Annotated in this window: 25 protein-coding genes; 8 read left to right on the forward strand and 17 right to left on the reverse strand. The window is 37.4% G+C overall.

From position 1 onward, the window contains the following. Window positions 1–441: 441 nt before the first annotated feature. The gene (locus JOD82_RS11295; protein ID WP_209949051.1) at window positions 442–630 is read right to left on the reverse strand and encodes a hypothetical protein; all 189 of its coding nucleotides are present in this window, start codon (window positions 628–630) and stop codon (window positions 442–444) included. Window positions 631–707: 77 nt separating this feature from the next. Next, the gene (locus JOD82_RS11300; protein ID WP_245248995.1) at window positions 708–1244 is read right to left on the reverse strand and encodes a hypothetical protein; all 537 of its coding nucleotides are present in this window, start codon (window positions 1242–1244) and stop codon (window positions 708–710) included. Window positions 1245–2265: 1021 nt separating this feature from the next. Between JOD82_RS11300 and JOD82_RS11305 the strand changes: the two genes are divergently transcribed. Both JOD82_RS11305 and JOD82_RS11310 read left to right on the forward strand, forming a co-directional pair. Next, a complete protein-coding gene (locus JOD82_RS11305) occupies window positions 2266–2532 on the forward strand; it encodes a hypothetical protein (RefSeq protein WP_209949053.1) in 267 nt (88 codons plus the stop codon). Between the two features lie 19 nt (window positions 2533–2551). Next, window positions 2552–3232 carry a hypothetical protein gene (locus JOD82_RS11310; RefSeq protein WP_209949054.1) on the forward strand — a complete coding sequence of 227 codons (681 nt, stop codon included), beginning with the start codon at window positions 2552–2554 and terminating at the stop codon, window positions 3230–3232. A gap of 191 nt (window positions 3233–3423) precedes the next feature. Here JOD82_RS11310 and JOD82_RS11315 read toward each other — a convergent pair whose 3' ends face one another. Together JOD82_RS11315 and JOD82_RS11320 are read right to left on the reverse strand one after the other, a co-directional pair. Then, window positions 3424–3609: a hypothetical protein gene (locus tag JOD82_RS11315; protein WP_209949056.1), complete on the reverse strand. Its 186-nt coding sequence runs from the start codon at window positions 3607–3609 to the stop codon at window positions 3424–3426. A gap of 89 nt (window positions 3610–3698) precedes the next feature. Then, window positions 3699–5693 (reverse strand): ATP-dependent DNA helicase RecG, encoded by a 1995-nt coding sequence (locus tag JOD82_RS11320; RefSeq protein WP_209949058.1) that lies wholly within the window; start codon window positions 5691–5693, stop codon window positions 3699–3701. Between the two features lie 185 nt (window positions 5694–5878). On the opposite strand from JOD82_RS11320, the gene JOD82_RS11325 reads away from it, so the two are divergent. Further along, window positions 5879–6754 (forward strand): hypothetical protein, encoded by an 876-nt coding sequence (locus JOD82_RS11325; protein ID WP_209949060.1) that lies wholly within the window; start codon window positions 5879–5881, stop codon window positions 6752–6754. A gap of 39 nt (window positions 6755–6793) precedes the next feature. Here JOD82_RS11325 and nrdG read toward each other — a convergent pair whose 3' ends face one another. After that, complete coding sequence (nrdG, locus tag JOD82_RS11330) at window positions 6794–7270, reverse strand: anaerobic ribonucleoside-triphosphate reductase activating protein (protein WP_209949062.1); 477 nt, start codon at window positions 7268–7270, stop codon at window positions 6794–6796. Further along, window positions 7267–9129: an anaerobic ribonucleoside triphosphate reductase gene (locus JOD82_RS11335; protein WP_209949064.1), complete on the reverse strand. Its 1863-nt coding sequence runs from the start codon at window positions 9127–9129 to the stop codon at window positions 7267–7269. The genes nrdG and JOD82_RS11335 overlap by 4 nt, the downstream gene beginning before the upstream one ends. A 645-nt stretch (window positions 9130–9774) precedes the next feature. Between JOD82_RS11335 and JOD82_RS11340 the strand changes: the two genes are divergently transcribed. From JOD82_RS11340 to JOD82_RS11350, 3 genes are all read left to right on the forward strand, one after another. Continuing rightward, window positions 9775–10797, forward strand: coding sequence for a ParM/StbA family protein (locus JOD82_RS11340; RefSeq protein ID WP_209949066.1), 1023 nt, complete (start codon window positions 9775–9777; stop codon window positions 10795–10797). A gap of 40 nt (window positions 10798–10837) precedes the next feature. After that, on the forward strand, window positions 10838–11503 hold the full coding sequence (locus JOD82_RS11345) for a hypothetical protein (protein ID WP_209949068.1): 666 nt from the start codon (window positions 10838–10840) through the stop codon (window positions 11501–11503). A 288-nt stretch (window positions 11504–11791) separates the two neighbouring features. Continuing rightward, the gene (locus JOD82_RS11350; protein ID WP_209949070.1) at window positions 11792–12328 is read left to right on the forward strand and encodes a DUF5698 domain-containing protein; all 537 of its coding nucleotides are present in this window, start codon (window positions 11792–11794) and stop codon (window positions 12326–12328) included. A gap of 160 nt (window positions 12329–12488) precedes the next feature. Here JOD82_RS11350 and JOD82_RS11355 read toward each other — a convergent pair whose 3' ends face one another. Further along, complete coding sequence (locus tag JOD82_RS11355) at window positions 12489–13730, reverse strand: hypothetical protein (RefSeq protein ID WP_209949071.1); 1242 nt, start codon at window positions 13728–13730, stop codon at window positions 12489–12491. A 67-nt stretch (window positions 13731–13797) separates the two neighbouring features. After that, window positions 13798–14346: a CRISPR-associated protein Csx16 gene (locus tag JOD82_RS11360; protein WP_209949073.1), complete on the reverse strand. Its 549-nt coding sequence runs from the start codon at window positions 14344–14346 to the stop codon at window positions 13798–13800. A 351-nt stretch (window positions 14347–14697) separates the two neighbouring features. Here JOD82_RS11360 and JOD82_RS11365 point away from each other — a divergent pair, with 351 nt between their 5' ends. Continuing rightward, window positions 14698–15573, forward strand: a complete 876-nt coding sequence (locus JOD82_RS11365; RefSeq protein WP_209949075.1) for a YitT family protein — start codon at window positions 14698–14700, stop codon at window positions 15571–15573. An 83-nt stretch (window positions 15574–15656) separates the two neighbouring features. After that, window positions 15657–15974 carry a hypothetical protein gene (locus JOD82_RS11370; RefSeq protein WP_209949077.1) on the forward strand — a complete coding sequence of 106 codons (318 nt, stop codon included), beginning with the start codon at window positions 15657–15659 and terminating at the stop codon, window positions 15972–15974. A 515-nt stretch (window positions 15975–16489) separates the two neighbouring features. On the opposite strand, the gene JOD82_RS11375 is transcribed toward JOD82_RS11370, so the two are convergent. The 9 genes from JOD82_RS11375 to JOD82_RS11415 form a co-directional block, all read right to left on the reverse strand. Then, on the reverse strand, window positions 16490–17047 hold the full coding sequence (locus JOD82_RS11375) for a transglycosylase SLT domain-containing protein (protein WP_209949080.1): 558 nt from the start codon (window positions 17045–17047) through the stop codon (window positions 16490–16492). 66 nt (window positions 17048–17113) lie between these two features. Beyond that, window positions 17114–17698, reverse strand: a complete 585-nt coding sequence (locus JOD82_RS11380; protein ID WP_209949082.1) for a hypothetical protein — start codon at window positions 17696–17698, stop codon at window positions 17114–17116. A gap of 66 nt (window positions 17699–17764) precedes the next feature. Continuing rightward, window positions 17765–17965 (reverse strand): hypothetical protein, encoded by a 201-nt coding sequence (locus tag JOD82_RS11385; protein WP_209949084.1) that lies wholly within the window; start codon window positions 17963–17965, stop codon window positions 17765–17767. Between the two features lie 140 nt (window positions 17966–18105). Next, entirely contained in the window at window positions 18106–18531 is a 426-nt protein-coding gene (locus JOD82_RS11390) for a hypothetical protein (RefSeq protein WP_209949085.1), read from the reverse strand. 210 nt (window positions 18532–18741) lie between these two features. Then, window positions 18742–18939 carry a hypothetical protein gene (locus JOD82_RS11395; protein ID WP_209949087.1) on the reverse strand — a complete coding sequence of 66 codons (198 nt, stop codon included), beginning with the start codon at window positions 18937–18939 and terminating at the stop codon, window positions 18742–18744. 210 nt (window positions 18940–19149) lie between these two features. Beyond that, window positions 19150–19455, reverse strand: a complete 306-nt coding sequence (locus JOD82_RS11400; RefSeq protein ID WP_209949089.1) for a hypothetical protein — start codon at window positions 19453–19455, stop codon at window positions 19150–19152. A gap of 147 nt (window positions 19456–19602) precedes the next feature. Beyond that, on the reverse strand, window positions 19603–19899 hold the full coding sequence (locus JOD82_RS11405; protein WP_245248996.1) for a hypothetical protein: 297 nt from the start codon (window positions 19897–19899) through the stop codon (window positions 19603–19605). After that, window positions 19886–20251 carry a hypothetical protein gene (locus tag JOD82_RS11410; RefSeq protein ID WP_209949091.1) on the reverse strand — a complete coding sequence of 122 codons (366 nt, stop codon included), beginning with the start codon at window positions 20249–20251 and terminating at the stop codon, window positions 19886–19888. The genes JOD82_RS11405 and JOD82_RS11410 overlap by 14 nt, the downstream gene beginning before the upstream one ends. Window positions 20252–20306: 55 nt before the next feature. After that, window positions 20307–20453 (reverse strand): hypothetical protein, encoded by a 147-nt coding sequence (locus tag JOD82_RS11415; protein WP_209949093.1) that lies wholly within the window; start codon window positions 20451–20453, stop codon window positions 20307–20309. Between the last annotated feature and the right edge of the window lie 9 nt (window positions 20454–20462).

A 20462-nucleotide genomic window follows, 5' to 3' on the forward strand; every position in this document is an offset into this window, starting at 1 on the left:
GATGAGTGAAAATAGTATCATATCCACAAGGAAGGAGATTTTCTCCGACCATATGGGTAAGTTAATGAATCCCTTTGTCATTCAGGTTAGGTTAACAGCGTCTTGAGAGTACAATTGCTGTCCCGTCCTCCTTACTTGAAAACGCAAAGGGATTCATCTTTCTATAACTGAACTTTTACATTCTTTGTCTCGCTGCAAGTTTACTCTGCGACATTCTCTCCGATATCTCCATTCATGAAGCTGTAACATCATGTTTAAAGGAAACAATATAACTGCGGTGGTAAACACCACCCATTCAGGAATTGGAAACAATCCAGAATCGGTTTCACGCCCACTCAATTTGTAATACAAATATACACCAAGGGTAAAGATCAATCCTACCAATAAGTAACCGCCTATCCACATCAGAATCACTATATTTCCAACTCCTTATCGGAAGATTTAATTATATTTTTTGATTTGTCCTTCCAAGAAGGGAAGCAGTTCGTGGTCGGGCAAGGTTACTAAGTAAGGATAATGTTTATCAGTACGAACCACTCGAACGGTTCCAACTTTCCCTTCAAAACATCCATCTACGATACGCACTTTGTCTTCTTCATTTATAATGTTTATTGGAGACTCGACGTTCATATACTATAAACCCCCTTAATCATAGTTTTGACTATAGTATAACATACATTTTCAATTTGTTCTCTTATATATCATTATCATGGTTTATAAGTATCATTTCTTTCAACACCATCTTCTGAATTCGCTTCCCCACGTTCTCTCTTCAAAACATTGAATTTTCCTTTTTGGATTGCCTCTCTTACAGCATTGATCAAATTATAAACAAGTCTCCATCCTTTAGGATTCACATAATAGGGGTATTCATTTTTCGCATTCGGATACACCTTTACCGTGTACGTAATATAGCCTAATTCCTCTAACTTTCTAAGGAGTCCATTATGAAATACATGTGGAGAATGACAAGCAACCTCTGTCCATCCAGGAAACCAACGAAACTCAACTTGATACCAGTTCTTACTAAATTCCCGAAAATGTTCATCATCTACTTCGTCGGGAATATCAAACACCAGATATTCCTGCTCTAAGCGTGTCGTTCCGTCCTCTTCGTCGATCATTCCTTGGATCTGAATGTTTCGTACCTCTTGATAAATTAGCGTTCCTTTTTTCTTCGCTTTGATGAAATGCTTCATCGTTCCAGAATTCCATTGATTTATTTCTCTATAAGTGTTTGACAATTTCAAGCACCTCTCTTTGCATCAATTTTAAACTCTTTACGATATGCATTTATAAGATCAAAAATAGAATATTTACGTTTTTTCTTCATTGTACATTCAATTTTCTTAACTGTACCTTTTCAACATGTCGAACCACGTTCGAGGTAAAAGCAAAACGTATCCGATATTGAATGATCCACTCGGGTATGTTATTATGTAAATGTGTTCTAAGGGAATCATCTTTCGATCCCCCTTAGTTTGTGAGAAGCTTTAACGCTTTTGGTGCGTTTCCTTTCGCGGAGGAAATGCACTCTTTTCATTTTCAGCTTCCTGAACGACGATCTTTTTCTCAACTTTTTCATCTTTTCTGCTTAAATGGGAATCATATAAATGTTTTACATTAAGATTACTTATGAAAAAAAGAGTCCCTGGCGATATCCAGAGACTCTTCTTTTTTGAATAAAATAAACATCACTTTTGCAACTTTCATAGCTAATTCTTCTAACTTTCGAAGGAGTCCTCAGTGCAACACTTGTGGAGAATGACAGGCAACTACAATCCGACCTGGATACCAACGAATGACCCTATTCCCCCCATCCCCTCTTGCAAATTTCTGAAAAATGTTCATCTTCGATCTCAACCGGAATGTCAAAAATGAGATATTCATGTTCAGCAAGTGGTGCTTCGCCCTCTTCATTTATTAGAATCATACCATCGATGCGATTCTTTCGAATGTCCTGATATATCACAGCGCCTTTCATTTTGGGCTTGATGACGTGTTTTTGTTCCTTCACAATATGAAGTTTTTATATATGTTTTTGGCAAACCTTTTCACCTCTTTTTTTTATTTATTAGATATACTGCCATCATATGAAGAATAATTTTTAAACTGTATTTTATTTTACAGCCTTTATCTTAATCTGTACGAGCATATTTATTGAAAGTATATATTTTGTAAATTATAATTTACTGTGTTATAATTGATATATTATAATAAATTGAACCAACGGAAAATCATATTTTACATAGGAGAGTGACATTAGTGGATAAAGATCTGTTTACAAGACATGAAGCCTTGAGACAAAAGGGGATTATTATTTGTGTATTTGCCATCAACCAAATTTCAAATGGGAACGAGGGCCTGGTCAAAAAAGGAATCATGCCGAAAGTTACATTCACTGTAGAAGTGACAGATGAATCACTTGAAGATTTAATGTACAATATTTCATGCGACTCGTTCGAAGAGGCTTTGCAAGAAGGTATCGAATATGCTGAAAAAAAACTGATCTCAAATCAAGTTAGACCGTAAAATAGGGAGGGTACGTAAGTTGAAGCCAATAACAGAAAGCACCCGCCTTTTTTTGGAACAATACTACCCGCAAGTTAAAGTCAACAAACATAAGGTAACTATTATTGAACCTTACCGAATGGAAATTCCCTCTACTCTGTTTCCATTACGCAATAAACCCACTATGAGTATATACAGCTATGTGAACACTCAGCAAATTAACAATGACCCAATAGCAGAAAAAGCTTTTAACGAAAACACCTATAAGATGGGATTCTGCTATACAAATACAGAAAAAATGTTGGAATCATTTAATAGATATGAACTGTCAGAGTATGAGTCCTATGTTGGATGGATAATTATTAATGGCATCCCCCTTCATCATGCCTGGTTGGTGTATAAAAATATACATGTGCTTGATCCATCTATTACATTAGTTGACGAAATTATACGTGAGCGCAAGTACCAATCTGCTCAAGAAATGCGGGAGCAAATTGTGGAGTTGGAACGCACTTTTGAAACAAAACCAAATGCTGATTATCAGACTTTTGGACAGGCTGCTCCCTTCGTTTTATACATAGGGAGCGTCTGTTCACCCGACAATGGGAGACAAATTTTTAATGAAATGATCCAACAGTTTCCCAAGCATCCTTCTTATCAGGGTCAAGGCATGAATCCACAGGGTATGTCAACTGTCCAACAAATGTACTATTCAAAATAAGTTCCCTTTATCTAAGTTCGCAAAACAAACAAGTTTAGATGCAATCCTTCAAATCAATGAAGTAGAATCCATTTTAAAAGAAGCGCTTTTAAAACAGGGTCTCCTGAACGAGCCAGGTTTAAAAAGTGCAGCTTAAAACAACAAAAGGAGCCTGGAAGATGTCCTGGGCTCTTTTTTTATACCATATCTCATTATTGAGTTTTTTCTTTTGCCTTTTGAACATATTCCATAGCCTTTTGCTTTTGCTCTTCAGGAGAAAGCTTAAAAAAGGACGGGTTATTACGAGTCATTTTAATAAAGTCCTGTATTGCCAAGGAGTACACTTCTTTCCCAGACGCTGCAATCCTCTCCTGTTTAGCCGTGACTTTCTCCTTCATCAGAAAATACTTCCTTTCCTCTACCTTATGGATTGGTTAGTTTCATTATATCGCTACAGTGTTTATGCGTAAACGACCTTCCAAACGTATTACGCACCCTCCTCATAGGAGAGAACATTGAGGTATTTGTAAAAGCTGAGCCTTCTTGGATCGTTATGAATAGCTCGAACCTCTTCTTTCACCCGAAGATATAGGTCCATATTTGCCATCATCAACATGACATATTTATTATCACCCGATTGCTTTGTTCCAATAAAATCTCCTGTACCCCGAAGTTCCAAGTCTCGCTTTGCAATTTTAAATCCATCTGTTGTCTCTACCATGGCTTGAAGTTTGGGATTCCCCTCCTTCTCCGATAACAGAACACAGAACGATTCAAAATTTCCTCTTCCTACCCGACCACGGAGTTGATGGAGCTGTGCCAAGCCAAATCGCTCCGCATTCTTCACAACCATCATCGTAGCATTTGGTACGTTCACTCCAACCTCAATAATGGTCGTTGATATGAGGACATTGGTTTCGTTACGAGTGAAACGTAGAATTTCTTCCGCAATTTCAGCAGGCTTCATTTTGCCCGAAATGAGTGAAATTTTCACCTTGGGATTTTTCGAAAAATGTTCTTTCATCTTCTCAGATGTCTTTTCTACAGAATCAACTTCTGACATGGATTCCGATTCCGAATCTTCGATTAATGGACAAACAACATATGCTTGATGCCCTTTTTCGATTTGCTGTTCTATTCCATTGAAACAACGCTTTTCATCGGTTAATAATACGGTTCTAACAGGCTTTCTTCCCTTCGGAAGCGTCTTGATCGTATACACATCCACTTGGTCACCCCACATGGCTAAAGCCAGTGTACGTGGAATAGGAGTGGCAGACATGGAAATGTGATGAACCCCTTGTCTTGCTTTTTCACGTAGTTGATTCCGCTGAACAACGCCAAAACGATGCTCTTCATCAACGATCGAGAGTGCAAGATTAGGAATCTTTACATCCTTACCGATGATGGAATGCGTCCCCACAATCATATGAATCTCACCCGTATCGAGCCCTTTTAAGATCGCTTTCTTCTCCCTGATCTTGGTCTCACCTGACAGGAAAGCAACTTTAAATGGCGTATCTTTCAATCTCTCCGCCAGTTCTTCATAATGTTGCCTTGCCAACACATTGGTTGGCGCCATAAGCGCGGACTGAAAGCCGTTTTCTGCCGCTACAACCATCAATAGAATCGCTACAATGGTCTTTCCGCAACCGACATCTCCCTGTACAAGTGCATTCACACGATGCCCTAACTTCGCTTTTAAACTAATCGATCGAAGCACTTCCCGCTGCCCATCCGTCAATTCAAAAGGCAATCGATTCATAAAATCAGTAACAACCGAAAATCGATTCATTAAAAAGGGAGACATCGAACTGGACAGAGATTCATACTGTTGCATTTGCATCGAATACTCGAAAAGATCATCGAACATAAAACGATTTTTTGCCCTCTCCAGCTCGTCTTCATTTTCAGGTTGGTGGATTGCTTTCAAGGCTTTCCCCGATTTCATTAATCCGAATGTCGCAAGTACACTGGGTTCGAGGCTCTCTTGTTGGCTCATGATCGAGAGTGAAGATTGAATCGAATTCATGAGATACTCTTCAGCCATTCCTCGAATTTTAGGATAGACCGGAACCAGTCTTTGCAAGTGCTTAATTTCATGACTAAAGTAAAGCGGATTGATCATTTGTTTAGAATGAAACTTCAAATCCTCTTGAACCTTTCCGCAAAAAATATAGGTTTCCCCTTCTTTAAGCCATTTATGAACATAAGGTTTATGAAACCATATGACATGCAAAACTCTGCCCGAATCGTCTGAAACTTTGACTTTAATAAACTTCTTTTCGTAGGGCTTGATCTCTTTGATCGTTCCCACAACAGCAACCACCTCACCATCTTTTAGCTGTTTAATTGGTGTGATGGTTCTGAAATCATGATATTTTCGTGGGAAATATCTCGAAAGTTCTTCTACGGTCATGATTCCTTTGGATTCAAACTGATTTAGTTTTGCTTTGGATATGCCCAACGCATCAAGTTTCATATCATTCCTTCCTTTCCTGTTACATTTTTTATTCTTGTATTTTACTTTTCACAAAAGCATATATTCATGCACGAACGAAACCCTTTAGTAAACACTAAACACAATACATATGATATATCTGGGATCTTAGGATCTATAATTAGAAACAATATGCTTTTGGATAGCAAAGGGAGGTGGAATAATCCATGTTTAAGAGAAAAGACACGAAGGAATATATGAAGTTTGAGGATGGAAAAATCATTTCTATCGAAGTGGAGCAAAAACAAAAACAAAAACCGATTGAACCATATCCGCAAGAATTCAAAGAAAGCGTCAGCATCGTTGATAAAACAAAAGAAAAGGCAAAGTCTTTCTTTACATTGAGACGATTAAAAGCTATGGGGTTGATACTTCTGTTTATATGTTTTCTATTGGCTTTAGTTGATATTTACAAAGTTTTCTTTATAACTCCGTCGGGCGAGGAAATGTCAAATCAAACCACAGCTCCAACGAATCATAATGCACCGTTGCCGTCGTTGACTGAAAAATCAAGCGGTTCCCCAACCACGAATAAGGAATCCAATGCCCCTCTTACGGAAAAAACAAATTCACCTGAAGAAACAGCTCATGAATCCATTGGTGAATTGTTGAATATAGCAAATCAAGTGAATACATCCCTTGTTCAGATGACATCCAATGAAATCGGTTATGTTGATCAGTATCAACATAAACAAGCAAACAAAGTGGCTCTTAGCAACACGTTGACAAACAGTTTAGCCGAAAAAGAAAATCTCTACATTACACTATCAGATTACAAAACATTTTTTTCTGCTGAACATATGATGGATCTTTATAATACGACCGAAAAAAGGTTGCTACAATCCGTGGCTTTCACAAAAGAAATAACCCAATTGCTATCTTCGGATACCGGAAGCACTTACAGTCTAATCCAGCAGTATTCCCAAATAGACACTGAACTGGCTACAAAACAACAAGCGGAGTTAATCCAAGTGCTAAATTCAAACCACATTCCATACACCATCAATCAACAGTTAAATCAAGTTGAATACACAATAAAATAACCCTCATCATGAGGGTTATTTGCTATATCGTAGTTGATTTTATTCTAATTCAAGTAAAACGAGATGACCGGATTTCAAACTCTCCTGGACATCGATGATTCTTTGATTTTCACTACCCTTGTAGTTTAAACTCAGATTTCTCTGCTCAAGTTCAAATTTTCCATCAACGAGTACATCGAGATAATTTAAAACTTCCTTGTTTACAACGTCTTCAAATACATACCCTGTATAACACCAAATATTTCTCCCCTTATTTTTAAGTTCCTTTGCCAAGTGGATCAACTCTTTTTCATTTTGAGAAAAAGGCTCTCCCCCACTGAACGTCACATGATTGATGGGGTTCTGTAAAACATGTTCTGCAACTTCGTTCGAACTCATCTCGATTCCAGAACACACACTCCAAGATTTTGGATTGTGACACCCCAAACAGTGATGAGGACAACCTGCAAAAAAAATGGTTGTCCTTAGTCCTGGTCCATCTACAATGCTATCTTTTATAATATTGATTACTCTCATGAATGCTTCACTCGATCTGATTCTTCTGCGCGTTTGGCTGAATTCCACTTGTCCATCGTCCCAACGAGATAACCCGTTATTCTTCGAATCCGCTCAATCTTCTTTTCATCATCGTTTTGACATTTAGGGCAAGCGTTATGAATAATTCCTTTGTATTTACACTTCATGCAGCGATCAACAGGATGGTTGATGCTTCCATATCCGATTCCATTTTCTTTCATGGTTCTTACGATCGTGTCTAATGCTTCTATATTTTTGCTCGCATCACCATCTAATTCAATGTAAGTGATATGTCCTGCATTGGTCAGTTCGTGAAAAGGAGCTTCTTTTTTAATTTTATCAAACGCGCTGATCTTGTAGTACACGGGGATGTGAAATCCGTTTGTGAAATAATCCCGATCGGTTACCCCTTCAATTACTCCATGCCGTTTTTTCGTTGTTCTTAGTGCTTTACCAGCAAAGGATTCCGCAGGAGTAGCCAGTGTTGTAAAATTCATTTGATATTTGATCGAGGCTACATCTGTTTTATCTCGAATGAACTGAATCATATTGTGGCCCATTCTCCAGGCTTCCTCACTTTCTCCGTGATGTTGACCTGTTAGTGCTACAAGAGCTTCAGCCAGCCCAACAAATCCAATCGAAAGAGTACCCTGCTTCAAAATTTCACCTAAGGTCTCCTCTTGATCCAACTCCTCTCCATTATGCCAAACTCCTTGTCCATACAAGAACTTGAAATTCGAAACTTTTTTCTGAGCTTGATATTGATATCTATCGTACAATTGCTTCACGGCAACATCTGTATAGTAATTAAGCTTTTGATAAAATTGATCAACATCTTTCGATTCAAGCGCTAATAGAGGAAGATTGATAGAGGTAAAGGATAGATTTCCTCTTCCCACAGGCGTTTCTTTTCCGTTCACGTTGCCAATCGTTCTCGTTCGACAACCCATGGTAGCAATTTCGCTTTCAGGTGTTCCATCATAATATTTAAGATTAAATGGTGCATCTAAAAATACGTAATTAGGAAACAACCGTTTGGATGTTGTAATCAAAGATAGTTTATATAAATCGTAATTTTTATCTTCTGGATTAAAGTTAATACCTTCTTTGACTTTAAAGACAATAATGGGGAAAATCGGAGTTTCTCCATCTCCCAATCCCGCTTGCGTTGCCAGCAGAATATTTTTCGTAATCATCCGTCCTTCGGTCGAGGTATCCGTACCTAAGTTAATTGAGATAAACGGAGTTTGAGATCCCCCTCTACTATGCATCGAATTGCTATTATGAATAAATGCTTCACACGCTTGATAAACCTCTTGATCCGTCTTTTCCCAAGCAATCTGAATTGCTTTTTCTTTATAGTCTGTTTCTCCGAATTCCTCAAGCAGCTCGGATACTTCACATAATTTTTTCTCAAATGTCAATCTTACATATTTGGAAAGATCATAATCAAACATAGGGATCGATTGACCACCATGTTGCTGATTTTGATTCGATTGCAAGATAATGGACGTTAATGCCATAGCACTCATGATATTTTTGGGTTCACGCATATGTCCGTGTCCTGTATTAAATCCATTCTTTAAAATTTTCGCTAATGGAATTTGGCAACAGGTTGTTGTCCCTGTTGTATAGAAGTCTAAATCGTGGATGTGAATATACCCATTTCGATAAGCTTCCCATGCTTCCTTGGAAAGAAGTTTCTCTTCCGTATACCGCTTCGCTGTAATGGATGCAATTAATGACATCATCCCCATAGGAGACATTCCATCTATATTTGCATTCTCATTGATTAGATCCTTATTGCTGCCTTGAATAACATCATCTAATTCGGATAGAAAGCTATCTTCTCTATACATTCCTAAACACACTCCTTCATAAGTAAAAATGAAATCTATGTATTATAGATTTCATTCATAGGTTAATGCTTAGGTTTGAACCACAATGGTTTACAATGTATTCAAACACTACAAAGCACACCTAAACGGATAGGATTATACGAAGGCCATTACTACCATATCTACGCCAACTGTAAGAGCATCTTCAACCTTTACAGATAGAGAACTTAAACCTTTATCTTTAATCTTGTTTGGGCAAACAAAATTTATATATAACCCCAGAACTGATTAAAATCAACGGTTCTATAAAACCTCTCTAAACAATGAATATTCAATGTTTTTAAAATACTTGAAAAGACGCAGCGATCGTTGCTGTAACCATTGTGATAAGAATCACCATGCAACAACCTTTTGCCAGTTCATTTTCTTTTTATCTTGACCCACATACTTCAAGAAGTATCCCCCTCTCGCAAATCTCAATGCGATGTAAACCGAAGCATGTTCGAGTATACATAACTCATTATGAATATCTTCATACATCACTCAGATATCATTCATAAAATCTCTTGTCTATTAAGAAACCCTATGATAAAATTATCCATGTTAATAGAGAACTCGGAGAAACGAGTCAAAACCAAAACAAGTTGTAAGGGAGAGATAGAACTCATGGCAAATGCCGCAAAAACAACAAAGAGAACCTTCATTACGGTAGACAGCGGAAAATTTATGACAAAAGCCGTTCGTCGTGAAAATGGTAAAATAATTGAAAAATTTGAAGTTTCTACTAAAATAGGTACTACAACAGAAAAATTCTCAACTTCTCGTTCCTCATATGTGGTCACTTTAAATGGAAAATCAAGCTTAATTGGTGGTGTCGGAGGAGAATACAACTTTGACACTTCAAAAGCACAAGAAGTTCATCGCAACGCTACTTACTTAGCAGTTAGTAAATTGGCTAACGATCAAAAAATACCAGTTGTTCTTAGCATTGGCTGCCCACTTTCAGTGTGGTTCAACACTCAACTTCGAGAAGACTATAGACGCTTTATGTTAAACTTTCCTAAAGACGATCCTCGTGATCCAAACGAAGGTCCATTCGATGTTGAATTTGAGGTTAACGGCGAGCCATTTAAGTTTGAAATCGAACATTTGATTGTATATCCAGAAACCTCTGGATTCCTGATTAAAAATGAGGAAGAATTTGCTGGGCGAAGTATTGCCGTTGTCGATATTGGTGGCTTGAACGTTAATGGCGTAGTGTATCAGCCAACAGGTGAAGATGGTTTATTGGAACCTAATGAAGATACCTTTTTCACCCTAAACAAAGGTGGAAATGTGTTTATGACTGAGCTTGCTAAAGCTTTGAATAAACGTTTTGGACTCAACATTCAAACTTATGAAATGGATGAACATTTCAAACGTGGCTATATTAAAGTAGACAAAACAGAATCAGCAAAAATCATCAAAGAATTTACAGATGCTTACCTGGACGAAATTCGCGGGAAAATGAAAGCACATAGCTGGAGTGTTGAAACCCTCGACTTTGCGTGGGTAGGTGGCGGAAGTCTATTATTCAAAAAACATATTCTTGCCATCCCTGTATTTGAAGATTCCCTGATTAGCGACAATGCAGTTTGGGATAATGCCGAAGGCTTCGCTCAAGCAACAGAAGATGCATTTGAAGAATAATGATGAATAAAAAAATAATGCTTACAGGGAGGTGTAACCTGTGGCTGATAAAAATCAACCGAATAATGAAAGTGGAAAGCGTAAAGATAGCCGACGAACTTTCTCTGTAAGTAAAGGATTTAAAGAAGTCCATGACGTGTTAGATGGTTTACCTGATAACGAAATGTCGCGATTTGTTTGTGAAGCGATCTTACATTATCATCAAGTGAAAAATAACCCCAATTGGATGGGCGAACAAATTCAACAAATTTTCGCCATGCAAACGCAATTACAGCAAATGATTTCAGGATTTGGGGGAGGCTTTACTCCGCCTCCCCCATACCCTGCTCAAGGTATGCAACAGCAGCCTTATAATGTTCCTTTTCAGCAAGTTCCAATGCAACAATCTGCACCTATGTATCCGTCATATATGCAACCAGGAGTGCAAGAGAATGTCGACGCAAGCCCGGCGCAACCGTCGCCTTCTCTACCGCCTGTACGTGAGGGAGAATTCCCTACAGCAGAGCAAGTCGTGGAACACGCTATGCAACAAGTTGCTAATGAAGAATCGGAACCCCCTGTTGATGCGTCAACGAACTCTTCAAAAGAAGAAGTACAGGCTGAAGGAATGAATGCAACATCCGTTGATGAGCCACCAAAACGTCGTAAAAAATCGGGTTTTGGTCAGGCTTTAATAAGAAAATCCTTAGGACAGACGGACAAATAACATGTAAGAGAGCTTTGGGTAGAAAACCCAAAGCTCTCTTTTTTTCATTCAACGTTATTCTCCAGTGATATTGTACTACGTAGATCCCCTCTTAAAAAAATCCATTGTTCTCTACTTTTTTTCATAAAAAAACACCCCGTGCATATAATAAAAGATTATTTAAATCGAACAGGCGTTTACTTTTAATTTTATATTACTGGAGGTTCTTTTACATTATGTGAATAGATTAAAAGCGGAAGTAAACTCAACTGGAAACCGAACGAACAGCGTAAAAAGGAGAAATGAAGAATGAGTACAATATTGATTTTAGAATTATTGGGTGTTATTGCAGTCAACGCGCTAAGTAACTCCATTGGAACATTGAAAACCATTTTTATATCCAAAAAATATTTAAAACCTGCTTATGTCATCACCTTTTTGGATGCAATTATATTTGCAACAGCATTGAAACAAATTGCCTCTGGTAATGGGGTTGAATTTCTAATCGCTTTTGCAATCGGAAAAGTAATTGGAGTATATCTTGCCGATGTAGTGGAAAATAGGTTGGCACTGGGTATTTTGGAAACCGAAATTTTCCTAAATGACAAAGACCGTATGATCGAAGTTGCAGATACTCTACGCGACAAAGGCTACACCGTCAATACTTTTGTTTCTTATGGATATAAAGGTGTGAAACGGTACAAAGTTGATGTCACGATATTACGAAAAGAGTTCCCTGTATTAGAACGAATTTTAAAGGAATTTAATATCGACGATCCGACGATGCAAGTTAAGGATATTTCCAATATACATGGAAAAATAACAGTCAGCAGCGTTGATGCGTAGGTAAAAAGCAAGAGAATCCGATTATTCTCTTGCTTTTTAATTTGTTCACACCAGATCACACTTTCAACGAAGGTTCATTAGAGATGAAATGATCAAGAACCTCTTTATTTTGATATGTAAAAAAGCTACTCGCGTCATAATACAAGTAGCTTATATAGAATTAAAAAATAGTATCTGCAAGTTCCTCTGGAGACATGTCAAACAAGGGCAGCTCTTTAGCTCTTCTTATAACCGCTTCCTTGAGGCTGTTTAATCGATACACTACATAGTCCTCAGGAGCTTCATATTCGAATAATTCGAAGTCCTCCATACCGTCAGAAAATGTGGTTTGAAAGGTATGAATAAGAGATGTGGTTTTCAAGTATCCGGCTGGTCGATACCCGTCAGCCGACTCTGATACACACTCGTTTCGTGTTTTATAGCTTGAATTGTGGGCAACCTTTGGATTGCCAGTCTTATAGGCTTGGTAAAGCTTGTACTTCTCATACTCCATTAACAATTGTTTACGGGAGTTTGAAATCGTTAAAGCTACCGAAACTAAACCGGGATGCATGGTGTGGCGTGCTAATTTATATATCGTTTCAGCCTCGTAAATTTTAAGCTTGAACCCGCCTCTGAGCGTAACCGTAATCATATGATGATCACGATTATCAAATTCCACTTCCTCTATCTTTTCAGCTACCGTCAAGATAGAGAGATGATCTCGCAGCTCAAATCGATAACTCCCCTTTTGAATTGTCATTGAGAAACTCAAGTTATCGAGCCACACCTCAAACAAGTTGGTACGCTCTATAAATGAACCAACAGGAGAAGCTTTTAATTGTTCGAGTAGAAAATGGGGTGTAACTTGTTCTTGATTAACAGCTTCCTTAATAGCATTTTTAAATATTTCGAGTGCCTTAGCTCGAAAAGCTTCGTTCTCTAACTCTTTCCGGGCTTTACGTTCAGCTCGAATATAAAGCTGTTCTTTCAATATTGGATTCATAAAATCCAGAACCTCGCATAAGCCCTCTGTAGATGAGGATTGTATGTCTTCCCATACGGAGTCTTTTGTTCTGTTAGGATTCTTTTTTATAGCTTGCTCTAACAGGTATATAAAGCTACTTGTGGAAGCTATACGCTCTCGCTTGATAATATCAATTTCTACGCTTTCTATCGCGAAATTTTTGAAATAATCCCCATTATTGCAAAAGAGTCTTTTTTCCGGTTTGGCTACATATGCCGCTTGTGCAATAATAAATTTACCTTTATCGACAAATTTATTTATAACCATAAAGTCCCCCGACTTATAGGCATGACCTTTAGGCAAAAAAACAATCTTGCCAGTTTGCTCCCCATTGTGAACTCTGCCTACAAGCTCACCTGATCTTCCATTGATAACTGTTGCTATAATTTTATCCATTTGATTTCCTCCTTATGGTGATCTACAACAAAGACCATCTATCCATTTGGACGGATGGTCTTTACATTTATTTTACCTCTACAAGTTTAATTGCCTTGTTTGAAATAACCATACGGTCAAGCAACTCTTGTCCAGACAAGTCTCCGTCAACAGCATAATTAAACCCCTTAATAGTTACTGGAGTATACGCTTCAGCCGATGAAATAAGGTGTGGCGGTAGTGTACCGACAACGTGTTTACCTTCGATATCTGCTGGCATAATGCTCTCCAGCACCGGAGCATCAGGATATTGCTCCTTGAGAATATTTACCGTGCCTTGGTGACGGGATACAATTACAGCATCCAGCTCAGCAACATTATCTACCTTGCTAACGCAGTATTGCCGCACTGGAAGATCCGCAGCAATGATTTCTTCAGCACTATTAAATATAGTGTTTCGAGGCAACTCCAAGGCGTAATACTCGTTTATACCTTGCTCCAGCAAAATGGTTGGAGCAAGAGAAGTTAAGTATACTGGAGTGCCTTTTGTACCGTAATTAGACAAATCAGCGATTGCTGGAAAGCCGGAAGCGATGATCTCGTGATTGGCAATAAGATTTTTAATTGTTGTAGTCATAACAATTTCTCCTTTTAGCTGCCTGCCATATGGTCAGGTCTTACACTATATCGTTTTGATGATGTCCTTTGAATAACTTTCCGATTGAAATCCACCCTGTTTAAATGTCACTTGATGACATCTTTTTTTAATCTTCAACTCTATCATATTCAGTTACAAACCTTTTAATTAAAGTTGAATGAATACTGTAAGATCGTTTCATTGGGATTACTAATAGTTAAAAAAGACAAGAGAGGTGCAAACTCTCTTGTCTTTTTTATAGCTCGAACCAAGTCAAACCCGTCATCACTCCCCTTTCGTTTTTTTATCTTTAAAATTAAACATAAGTAAAAACACATAGGAGGTTCAGATATGACCACACTTACAAAAAACCACAAACGTCTTACTTTATTTCATATTTTGAAACGGATCATTGCTATCACCATAGGTGGACTACTCATGTCCGTTGGCTTGAACATCTTTTTGATTCCAAATCAAGTATTTGATGGCGGAATCGCAGGCATTTCAATCATTCTTTCTCATGTATCAGGTTTAAGCTTAGGATTATTCCTCTTCATCCTGCATATCCCCTTCATCTATATCGGATACAAACAAATGGGGAAAACCTTCGCACTGTCTACTGGGTATGGTATATCCATACTATCGATAAGTACAACCTTTCTGCACGGATCTCTTGCCTTTACAAATGATGTACTCCTTGCAACTGTATTTGGTGGAATTATTGGAGGCATTGGCGTCGGAATCGCTATTCGCTATGGAGGTTGTTTAGATGGTGTTGAAATATTAGCGATTCTCTTCAACAAAAAGCTCCCCTTCTCTGTCGGTGAGATCATCATGTTTATGAACCTGTTTATATTGGGCAGCGGTGGTTTCGTTTTCGGATGGGATCGTGCCATGTATTCTCTTATTGCTTATTTCATTGCGTTTAAAGTCATTGATATCGTCGTAGAAGGTTTGGATGAAATGAAGTCGGCATGGATCATCAGTGATTGTCCTGAGGAGATGAAAGAAGCCATCTCTCAACGATTGGGACGTGGAGCCACTTATATTTATGGTGAAGGAGGATTTTCTGGTGATGGAAAGAAAATTATCGTTTGTTACATTTCACGCCTGGAGGAAGCAAAACTTAAAACAATCATTGAAGAAATTGATGAAGCGGCCCTTCTTTCGATCTCACATGTAAGTGAAGTTCGAGGAGCGAATTTCAAAAAGAAGGATATTCACTAATTAAACTGCAACTGTACGTGATTTTTACCTATTAAAAATACGAATCAAGCCCCTTACAAACAAACGACAAAGGAATGAAAGATATGACCATATTAAGTGAAAAGGAACAACAGTTATATCAAACCATGGTATTTCAAGGATGGTTTATGCTCGGCAGAACACAAATGGCAGCTCTCCAAGTCCATGAAGCTGATATAAAGGTACTTGATGGACTTCATGAGAAATTGGATGAGTTCATTCGAACATCATTTGAATCCGTTAATAAACATGTTGATAAGAAAACAAACATTGAATCGATGGTAATAATAGATGAGTTCCATATGGTTGAGTTGTTCCGAATACAATCTATTATTAAAAATGAAATAGAAATAAGGAAACAAACGTCCAAGAGTGGCAGTTGAATATCCATAGCAATGCCGCTACAATAACAAACAAGCCCCGACCTCGTTGGTGTTTTGAGCCTCTTACGGTGATGACGTAAAAGGCTTTTTCTTTACCTGGCGGTCATTTCTTTAGGTGGTTGTGTTGCAGTACCTCCACGATTTCATAGACACGCTTCAAGTTGATAGTACAGAGCCCTTACGATTCCGTCGTAAGGGCTCTGTACGTTTGTTATCTTTTTTTATTCCTCGTTTATTCTCGTTTTATTGAATTGCATTTTCTCATTCTCACTTTAAAGATTTCTGGTCTATTAAGGAATCCCCTTATTCATTCAGCACACAAGATTTTCAGCTACCCATTCATTTAGAGAATCAGAAATATGCATAGCGTCCGAACCTACAGACTGAGTAGCTTGATCCCAAAACATTTAGGCCATTGTGAGCAATTTCCATGTATAGCCCATTGCCTCAATTTCTTCGATTGTCAGAACTCTCCCTTTGGTGGACAAGCATTAAGTTGAAAGCTTACCCAAACATTAGTTCATTATTTTCTGTATATATTTTAAAGATTGATCATGCTTCTTAATGTATTTGGTAGCTTTCCCTGTTCGCTTATACCCGCCTTCACCCTTGTTATAGGTGCTGAGTACAGCTTCCTTCAGTTCACTATTTTTCAAGCCCTTTGCGGCGTATTTTTTATATAAATTAGATAACACATACGTGCCCCAATTCATATTTATATACGGATCTAAGGGTTTATTTGCTGTCTTCAAGGTCTGCGCCAAGTATGCATGATTCACTTTGTTTACTTGGAAGTAACCATAATTCCCCGAATCCACAACATTGGAGTGAAAAGAGCTTTCCTGTAGAATCGTCGCCAGCGTTTCTTCATAGTCTAAGCCTCGTGCCTTAACCTTTTGATATAAGTATTTTTGTTCCTGCTTGGGCATTGGAATCTCTTTAACATACTTAAAAGACTTCGGTGTTTGAGCCTTGATCGTTTGTGGAAACAAAACTCCCCCTATTGTCATCACTATGATCATAAAATAAACGATGCATTTATTTATAAGTTTTTTTCCTTGTATTTTATTCATCGCTTCTCCTTCCATGGAATGACTTATGTAGCTCCTATATCTATACACATGTATAAAGTTCCATTCTCATGAACAGATCTGATATAGCTCTGCAAAAGTCATCTTGTAATACATCTCATCATTATTTCGTACTAAAAATCGGTCTTTATTAATAAGAGCAAACTTCTTTGAAAATTTTCGCTGTACATCCATAAAGTCAGGAAGATCTTTACTCGCATGCTGATTTAAAAAGTAATTCAAACCCACTTCAAATTTAATCGAATATTGCCCAGCTTCAAGAAGTGAATGAGAAGTAAAGAAATATGGACACTTTGCATCAGTGGTTTCAAAAATAAAGATGATTTCTTTACCCGTTTTTAAATCTTGTGTATACTTTTTCAACTTACTCAAGATTTCTTCTTTCATTTTTAACGCCTGCCCAAGAAAGGTAGTGTTTGAACCCTTTAGCAAAATAAGAACTTTTTGACCCTTTAAATCTCGTATCTCAATAGCTTTTTTTTCTTCATTTAATACAAACTCAAGCGCTGGACATTTAATGAATTCACTACAATATAAAAAGGTCAATTCTTTTTCATTATTCAGATATGGACGAGAAAAAGTGATTCTATGTTTCCCTATCCCGCTTAATGCAAGCTCATTAATGAGTGACATGGTGTGTCTCCTTTACCTACGCGAGATTCCTGTCCTTTTCATTGGTTTAAAGTGAAATGCCCCGCCCTAATACATAGGTCGCAACTGACCAATCTTACAATCCACCCGATCAACATCATTTCCTTTGTTTGTTTTTTTCTTTATACGTATTTCGACAACGAAATCGTTATTATTTTTTTCTCGAATAACCCCAGGACATTCTTGATCTATACCGTACTGAACATATACGTAATCGCCAATTCCGTAGCTGTGCCCGTTATCATTCATTTTCCCGCCTCCTTTTCGGTCAATTTTATCATTTTTATTGCCTATAGTCAATTTAATCAACATTTGGACTACACAATTGATGAATTGTTTGTCATAAGCAACAAAAAAAGAGAAGAAAAAATTCTTCTCTTTTAAAATAGTTACCAAACGCCTTTAATTGCCTGGCTAAATGATGGAATATCCATTTTTTTTGACAAGACAACTCTTACACTTTCCCATACGATAAAGACAACCGCTGCTCCCCCGACAGCATACATAATGGTCTCTAATAACATAAATGCAATCTCTTCATGAACGAAATAGACGGCTAACCCTAAGATTAGATAGAAAGTTAAGCTCGGCTTTCCGAATTTAAATACTTTCATAAACCATGCCAACCAAGCTTTCATGCCCAATGCTTCATTGTTCCACTCCTTATGTCTTCTGATCGCGCCATAAAAAGGAGCTACACATATTAAAGTTACGATTAAAAAAGGCAACGAACTAAGTAGTAGTGACATCCCCACCGAAACTACCGTTCCAAGTACCAAAATACCTATAATGTACAAAATCGCTTTTTTTATCATTGATCACACTCTCCTTGACTTCATATCTTTACTGTTTCGTTTTTAACCTGTTTCTTTTAAAACCATTTCAAAGAAAAAATATATTTTCTCCTTTCTTATTCACCTCTTAGATTATAGATCGTTTCTTCATAAACTAATCCTTTCATTCCATATACATTGAATGAAATAAACAAAAAAAGGGCATCCCCTTGGACACCCTCTTCGCTATGCTTAATCTCTATAATCCTCTTCATCATCCCATGATTTTTTCATTTTACGAGCTGAACGATTCTTATTTCTGTCTTGTTTGAAATCTTCCTTCCCCTGTTTATCACGTACTTTAGATTCTCGACGTTTACGGTGAAGACTTTTCTCTTTTGTTTTTTCAACAAGCTCCTCTGATTCCATGAATTCTTCGGTAATCATCATAAGTTTCTCTCTCCTTTAAGTTCATATCTTTAGTGTAGTGATAGTCTAACATAGTCAATAGTTTATTCAATATTGTCTGTAGTCTATAGCGTTCGAGCACCAGCTATTAAAAGGTCTCTTCCCCTACGACGCTAATACATCATAGAAAGAAGAGACCTTTTTGATTCCAATATGTAACCGTAGACTTAAAAAAATCTACGGAATGGGTTGTTAAATTACGTTCGTAATGTTTTTAAGCACACTATACATATTCTCAACCTTGACTGTGCTTGGGATTTTCGTAATCTGTTGACCTCTTTCATCTTTAAATTGAACTTCATCCCCCACAAAGTTCAAAAACAATCGAGAGTAGTCTCTTTGATGATTACGATATTTTTCTTTAACCACTACAACATTTGGCTTAACAATTTCATAATCCCAAAGACGTCGAGACAGCGTGTCAATAACAGAACCCATATCAATTTTAACTGCTTCTTCCTTTTTAGAATAAAATTTTCCGATTATAGATCTCAACATTTTAAGTCCTCCCTAATCGAAGATGTAAAAACGTGTATTTACCTTTTTTATTAAATGTATTAGATTATAGTTGTTTGAAAACATCTTTATTCAAACAAAAAAATCGCCCATGTTTTGGGCGACTTCATAGCTATTACAATTATTAGATTAGGAGATTACTATTTCTTCAATAACTTGTTCGACACCCTCCAAATCGAGTGTTAAACCGTGCTTGCGCTTGTAAAGCTTAAAGATCAAATAATAAGCTTGGATCGCATAGCGAGTAATTACGGATCCGTCACAGTATAACTCTGCATCGTTAAGTTCTTTTAGCCAATGAACAACGTCTACCTTACGATCCCGATCATTTAAGAATTCTGTACTTAAAAATTCCAACTTAGCAAAAGACATTTCTAACAAAGCCTTATTTTTCGTTTCTGCTCGCCACTGTTTAAACCATTTCATCCTCATTCCTCCAGATATTCATACGAATCGGGTTTTGTATATGATATTCCTTTAAAAACATCTCAACTTCTTGTAAACCCCCCAGCTCATTTTGATAGATGAATGAGCCCCCCACACGCATCTCAGAATGCAAAGAATTCGCGACAATGACAACTCCGTCGTCTGTCATAAAAGTATCATTCTTCAAAATGTACACAAATGGAGCCATGGGTGTAAAATGAATCATCACACTGTACAGAGGCTGCGCCTGCTTATCTTTTCGTTCTTCTTGCTCTTCTTGTTTTCTTGCTACCAACCTCTGTTTTTCATATACATCTACTGAATCTTTTTTACCAAACATCCGCTCAAACATATAGCCCCTACCTTTCTTAAAACTAAACGTAGAACAATTAAAATACCAATAGTCTTTATTGCGCTTCACGACGAAGCATTGCTTCGTGGAGTTTCACTAAATACTCCACACTATATTGCTCTATAAATGGATTCATTTTATCCTTTGCACGATAGTCAGCATCACAGATATGTTGAATGAATGTGTAATGATTTGGGAACATGGTAAGCAC

The organism is Paenibacillus sp. 1182 (assembly GCF_017833915.1).
Taxonomy (GTDB): domain Bacteria; phylum Bacillota; class Bacilli; order Paenibacillales; family Paenibacillaceae; genus Paenibacillus; species Paenibacillus polymyxa_D.

Bases quoted from the DNA above. Each gene is read 5' to 3' on its own strand.
- JOD82_RS11295 (WP_209949051.1), bottom strand. From the start codon at position 630: ATGAACGTCGAGTCTCCAATAAACATTATAAATGAAGAAGACAAAGTG.
- JOD82_RS11315 (WP_209949056.1), bottom strand. From the start codon at position 3,609: ATGAAGGAGAAAGTCACGGCTAAACAGGAGAGGATTGCAGCGTCTGGG.
- JOD82_RS11320 (WP_209949058.1), bottom strand. From the start codon at position 5,693: ATGAAACTTGATGCGTTGGGCATATCCAAAGCAAAACTAAATCAGTTT.
- JOD82_RS11325 (WP_209949060.1), top strand. From the start codon at position 5,879: ATGTTTAAGAGAAAAGACACGAAGGAATATATGAAGTTTGAGGATGGA.
- nrdG (WP_209949062.1), bottom strand. From the start codon at position 7,270: ATGAGAGTAATCAATATTATAAAAGATAGCATTGTAGATGGACCAGGA.
- JOD82_RS11335 (WP_209949064.1), bottom strand. From the start codon at position 9,129: ATGTATAGAGAAGATAGCTTTCTATCCGAATTAGATGATGTTATTCAA.
- JOD82_RS11340 (WP_209949066.1), top strand. From the start codon at position 9,775: ATGGCAAATGCCGCAAAAACAACAAAGAGAACCTTCATTACGGTAGAC.
- JOD82_RS11350 (WP_209949070.1), top strand. From the start codon at position 11,792: ATGAGTACAATATTGATTTTAGAATTATTGGGTGTTATTGCAGTCAAC.
- JOD82_RS11355 (WP_209949071.1), bottom strand. From the start codon at position 13,730: ATGGATAAAATTATAGCAACAGTTATCAATGGAAGATCAGGTGAGCTT.
- JOD82_RS11360 (WP_209949073.1), bottom strand. From the start codon at position 14,346: ATGACTACAACAATTAAAAATCTTATTGCCAATCACGAGATCATCGCT.
- JOD82_RS11365 (WP_209949075.1), top strand. From the start codon at position 14,698: ATGACCACACTTACAAAAAACCACAAACGTCTTACTTTATTTCATATT.
- JOD82_RS11370 (WP_209949077.1), top strand. From the start codon at position 15,657: ATGACCATATTAAGTGAAAAGGAACAACAGTTATATCAAACCATGGTA.
- JOD82_RS11375 (WP_209949080.1), bottom strand. From the start codon at position 17,047: ATGAATAAAATACAAGGAAAAAAACTTATAAATAAATGCATCGTTTAT.
- JOD82_RS11380 (WP_209949082.1), bottom strand. From the start codon at position 17,698: ATGTCACTCATTAATGAGCTTGCATTAAGCGGGATAGGGAAACATAGA.
- JOD82_RS11385 (WP_209949084.1), bottom strand. From the start codon at position 17,965: ATGAATGATAACGGGCACAGCTACGGAATTGGCGATTACGTATATGTT.
- JOD82_RS11390 (WP_209949085.1), bottom strand. From the start codon at position 18,531: ATGATAAAAAAAGCGATTTTGTACATTATAGGTATTTTGGTACTTGGA.
- JOD82_RS11395 (WP_209949087.1), bottom strand. From the start codon at position 18,939: ATGATGATTACCGAAGAATTCATGGAATCAGAGGAGCTTGTTGAAAAA.
- JOD82_RS11400 (WP_209949089.1), bottom strand. From the start codon at position 19,455: ATGTTGAGATCTATAATCGGAAAATTTTATTCTAAAAAGGAAGAAGCA.
- JOD82_RS11405 (WP_245248996.1), bottom strand. From the start codon at position 19,899: ATGAAATGGTTTAAACAGTGGCGAGCAGAAACGAAAAATAAGGCTTTG.
- JOD82_RS11410 (WP_209949091.1), bottom strand. From the start codon at position 20,251: ATGTTTGAGCGGATGTTTGGTAAAAAAGATTCAGTAGATGTATATGAA.
- JOD82_RS11415 (WP_209949093.1), bottom strand. From the start codon at position 20,453: ATGTTCCCAAATCATTACACATTCATTCAACATATCTGTGATGCTGAC.